This is a genomic window from Microbacterium sp. BF1 (genome assembly GCF_019279095.1).
GTDB classification, from domain to species: Bacteria; Actinomycetota; Actinomycetes; order Actinomycetales; family Microbacteriaceae; genus Microbacterium; species Microbacterium maritypicum.
In genome coordinates this window covers 1-3,909 of record NZ_JAGYWT010000227.1, presented here as the reverse complement: position 1 = coordinate 3,909, position 3,909 = coordinate 1, and the positions used below count along the sequence as shown (strand labels likewise).

Genomic DNA, 3,909 nt, shown 5'->3' with positions numbered 1-3,909 from the left:
GCCGGCGAGGCGTAGCCGCCAGGCGCGCACCATGCTCCGCGCGGGAGCGGCATCGACGACGGCACCGGCGACGAGGAACACCGCGTCGTCGACGACCTCCTCGAGCTCCGAGAGGATGTGGCTCGAGATCAGCACCGTGCGGCCCTCCGCCGCGAAACGGCGCAGCAGCACGCGCAGCTGCACACGCGCCTCCGGGTCGAGGCCGGAAGCCGGCTCGTCAAGGAGCAGCACCTTCGGGTCGTGCACGAGGGCACGGGCCAGTCCGAGCTTCTGCTTCTGCCCGCGGGACAGCACCTTCGCGGGGGAATCGGCGAGATCGGAGAGCCCGACGAGCGCCAGCAGCTGCTCGGCACGGACCGCGGCCTCGGGCTTGTCGATGCCGTACAGGCGAGCGGTCGTGACGATGGTCTCCCGCGCCGTGAGCGACGGCCAGGCGCCGAGAGCGTCCGGCATCCACCCGAGAAGACGTCTCGCCGCCAGCGGATCGACGGATGGATCGACACCCCCGATGCTGATCGTCCCGGTGTCGGGGGCGAGGAGGGAGGCGAGCATCAGGAGCAGCGTCGTCTTGCCTGCTCCGTTCGGCCCCACGAGGCCGGTCACGCGGCCGGGCTCGGCCCGAAGAGTGGCCCCCCTCACCGCCTGCACCGTCCCGAACGCTCTACTGACGTCTTGCACCACGATTCCGGTCATGCGGTCAGTCTGGCATCGGGGAACCGTCGCACCCCGGACCTCGGGGCGGATGCTCAGGCCCACCCGAACACAGGTGACACAATCAGCTCATGCGCACGATCCTCAACATCATCTGGGTCATCCTGGCCGGATGGGCCCTCTTCCTCGGGTACGTCCTGGCCGGCATCCTGCTGTGCATCCCGATCATCACGATCCCGTGGGCGATCGCCTCCTTCCGCATCGCCGCCTACGCGATCTGGCCGTTCGGCCGCGAGGTCATCAGCAAGCCGACCGCGGGCGTCGGGTCGTTCCTCGGCAACGTGCTGTGGGTGATCCTCGCGGGGTGGTGGCTCGCGATCGGCCACATCGTCTCGGGCATCCTGCTGTGCATCACGATCATCGGCATCCCGATGGGCATCGCCGACTTCAAGATGGTGCCGGTCTCTCTCATGCCGCTCGGCAAGGAGATCGTCTCCACCCGCAGGGGCGCCTTCGACCGCACGCTCTGAGCGGGCTCCACGCACTCTGAGCCCGCGCGCAGGTCAGCTGCGGAAGAAGGCGACGCCCAGATCCGGATGATCGACGAACACGCCGTCGATGCCCTGGCGGGCGATGACTCCCCACTCCGCCTCGTAGTCGCCGTAGTCGCCGCGTCCGCCCTGGCCGCGGAACTCCGCCGCGAGGAAGGCGTTCTCCGGGCGGCACGTCCAGGTGAACACCTGGAGGCCTCGTGCGTGCGCGTCGGCGACGATCGTGTTGCCGCGGTCGAGCAGCATCTTCTTGCTCACGCTGATGCCGTCGACGCGCCCGACGAGGCCGTCGAGCCCCTGGGCCTTCACCGTCGCCTTGTACGTGAGCGCGTGCGAGCCCTCGGCCGTCAGGAGGTCGTACGGACGTCCCGATGCCTCGATCAGATAGATGTACGACGCAGAGATCCCGCGCTCGCGCAGCTGACCGAGCACCGTCGACTCGAAGCACTCGATCACCAGCGGCAGCTCGCCCTCCGCCCATCCGGCCTCGCGCAGCTCGCGGTCGATCAGCGGGGCCAGGTCGAGGCCGATGCTCGCGAAGTACGTGGCGTGCTTGACCTCGAGCACCACACCGATCTCGCGTCCGTGCTCCGCCGACCCGTCACGCACGATGTCGAGCACGTCCCGGAGGCGCAGGATCGGCTGGGCACCGTCGAAGCTCGCACTCGACGTCCGCACCTCCGGCAGTCGTTCGCGGATCCGCAGCGTGGACAGCTCGGCCCAGGTGAAGTCCTCGCTGAACCAGCCGGTCAGCGCCTGCCCGTCGACGCGCTTGGTCGTCTTGCGGTCGGCGAACTCGGGGTGCTCGGCCACATCGGTCGTGCCCGAGATCTCGTTCTCGTGCCGCACGATGAGCACACCGTCCTTCGTCGCCACGACGTCGGGCTCGACCGCATCGACTCCCATGGCGAGTGCGAGCTCGTAGGAGGAGCGACTGTGCTCCGGACGGTAGCCGGGCGCACCGCGGTGCCCGATGACGAGGGGTGATTTCCTGGGCACGCTCTCAGCGTAGAACACCCCGTCGACGTCCCCTCCCGAGTATCGTTGAGGCAAGAGACCTACTACCCCCCTTTGGAGTGAGGCCCACCAATGAGCAACTTCGCTTTCAACAACCCTGCTTTCCAGCAACAGGACCCGCGCAACGTCGCGACGTACCCGGGCGGACCTCAGGCTGCCCAGGGCGCGCAGAACGCCTCGCTCCAGCACGGGGCGATGGACGCCGCCGCCAATGCGCAGCTCGAAGGCATGTACGCCGCCCCGCCGGCCGGTGCCATCGAGACCGACCGCATGTCGGTCGAGGACACGGTCTGGAAGACCGCCGGCCTGTTCGGCATCCTTCTCGTCACCGCCGCGATCGGCTGGGTGCTGACGCTCGGTGGCCTGGATGTGCCGAAGTACAACCCGTACAGCGACTTCCAGCCCAACATGCTGCCGTGGATCGTCGGCGCACTCGGCGGCTTCGTGCTCGCGATGGTCATCACGTTCACGTCGCGCAAGAAGGTCCGGCCCGCGCTGATCTTCGCCTACGCCGCGTTCGAGGGCCTCTTCATCGGTGGCATCTCGTCGTTCTTCGAGGTCATCTACCCCGGCATCGTCTTCCAGGCGACCCTCGCGACCGTCTCGGTCGTCGGTGTGACCCTGGCCCTCTTCGCGAGCGGCAAGATCCGCGCGTCGAAGAAGGCGACCAAGATCTTCATGATCGCCATGGTCGGCTACCTGGTCTTCTCGCTGCTGAACGTCGTCCTCATGTGGACCGGCGTGCTGCCCGAGGGACAGGCGTTCGGAATGCTCAGCGCCAACATCATGGGCATCCCGCTCGGTGTCATCATCGGCGTTCTCGTCGTGATCATGGCGGCGTACTCGCTCGTGCTCGACTTCGACCAGATCCAGCAGGGCGTCCGCAACGGCGCGCCCCGCCAGTACGGCTGGCTCGGCGCCTTCGGCATCATGGTCACGGTGGTCTGGCTCTACATCGAGATCCTGCGCATCATCGCGATCGTCCGCGGCAACAACTGACGTCGCACGTCACGAGATCACGAAGAGGTCCGTCTCCCGAGGGAGGCGGACCTCTTTGCATACCCGGGGGCGTGCGCGCAAGGGGTTGGCACTCAGGCAGCGACATCGGCAATATGGATGTCAGAAGCCCCGGCACCCCGGGGCTCCCGATCCACAGGAGCTGACCATGAGTTTTCTCGGCTTTCTTCTTCTCGGCCTCATCGCCGGAGCCATCGCCAAGCTGATCCTTCCCGGCAAGCAGGGTGGCGGCTGGTTCATCACGCTGCTCCTCGGCGTCGTCGGTGCACTGCTCGGCGGCTGGCTCGGCAGTCTGATCCTCAACCGTCCGCTCACCGAGTTCTGGGACCTCGGCACCTGGCTCCTCGCCATCGCGGGTTCCATCATCGTGCTCCTGATCTACGGCCTGATCGCCGGTCGCGGCCAGAAGGCGCGCAACTGACACACCGGGGAAGCGACGTCGTGCACGTCGATCCCACCGCTCGTCCCCCTCGGCAGCTCCGGCTTCCGAGGGGGACGAGTCATTTCTCGGCCCCGCTCGCCTTCCGCTCCAGCAGCGCCCGCTCCCGATCGTTGCCCGCGAGACCGGCGGCGACGACGAAATCGCTCCTCGCCTCCTCCTCGCGCCCGAGCCGACGCAGCAGCTCACCCCGCGTCGCCGGCAGCAGGTGGTAGCCGCGCAGTGCCCCCGAAC

The 3,909-nt window shown here is 67.8% G+C and carries 5 protein-coding genes; 3 read left to right on the top strand and 2 right to left on the bottom strand.

Translation table 11 applies throughout. From position 1 onward, the window contains the following. Positions 1–693, bottom strand: a 693-nt coding sequence (locus KZA10_RS09300) for an ABC transporter ATP-binding protein (protein ID WP_218682720.1), incomplete at its 3' end; no start/stop codon positions are given. Positions 694–782: 89 nt separating this feature from the next. On the opposite strand from KZA10_RS09300, the gene KZA10_RS09295 reads away from it, so the two are divergent. Next, the gene (locus KZA10_RS09295) at positions 783–1,181 is read left to right on the top strand and encodes a YccF domain-containing protein (protein ID WP_046748802.1); all 399 of its coding nucleotides are present in this window, start codon (positions 783–785) and stop codon (positions 1,179–1,181) included. 33 nt (positions 1,182–1,214) lie between these two features. On the opposite strand, the gene KZA10_RS09290 is transcribed toward KZA10_RS09295, so the two are convergent. After that, positions 1,215–2,201 carry a glycerophosphodiester phosphodiesterase family protein gene (locus tag KZA10_RS09290; protein WP_031205375.1) on the bottom strand — a complete coding sequence of 329 codons (987 nt, stop codon included), beginning with the start codon at positions 2,199–2,201 and terminating at the stop codon, positions 1,215–1,217. Between the two features lie 90 nt (positions 2,202–2,291). Here KZA10_RS09290 and KZA10_RS09285 point away from each other — a divergent pair, with 90 nt between their 5' ends. Together KZA10_RS09285 and KZA10_RS09280 are read left to right on the top strand one after the other, a co-directional pair. Further along, complete coding sequence (locus KZA10_RS09285; protein WP_141387171.1) at positions 2,292–3,218, top strand: Bax inhibitor-1/YccA family protein; 927 nt, start codon at positions 2,292–2,294, stop codon at positions 3,216–3,218. A 166-nt stretch (positions 3,219–3,384) separates the two neighbouring features. After that, complete coding sequence (locus KZA10_RS09280; protein ID WP_055877408.1) at positions 3,385–3,657, top strand: GlsB/YeaQ/YmgE family stress response membrane protein; 273 nt, start codon at positions 3,385–3,387, stop codon at positions 3,655–3,657. The last annotated feature ends 252 nt before the right edge of the window (positions 3,658–3,909 follow it).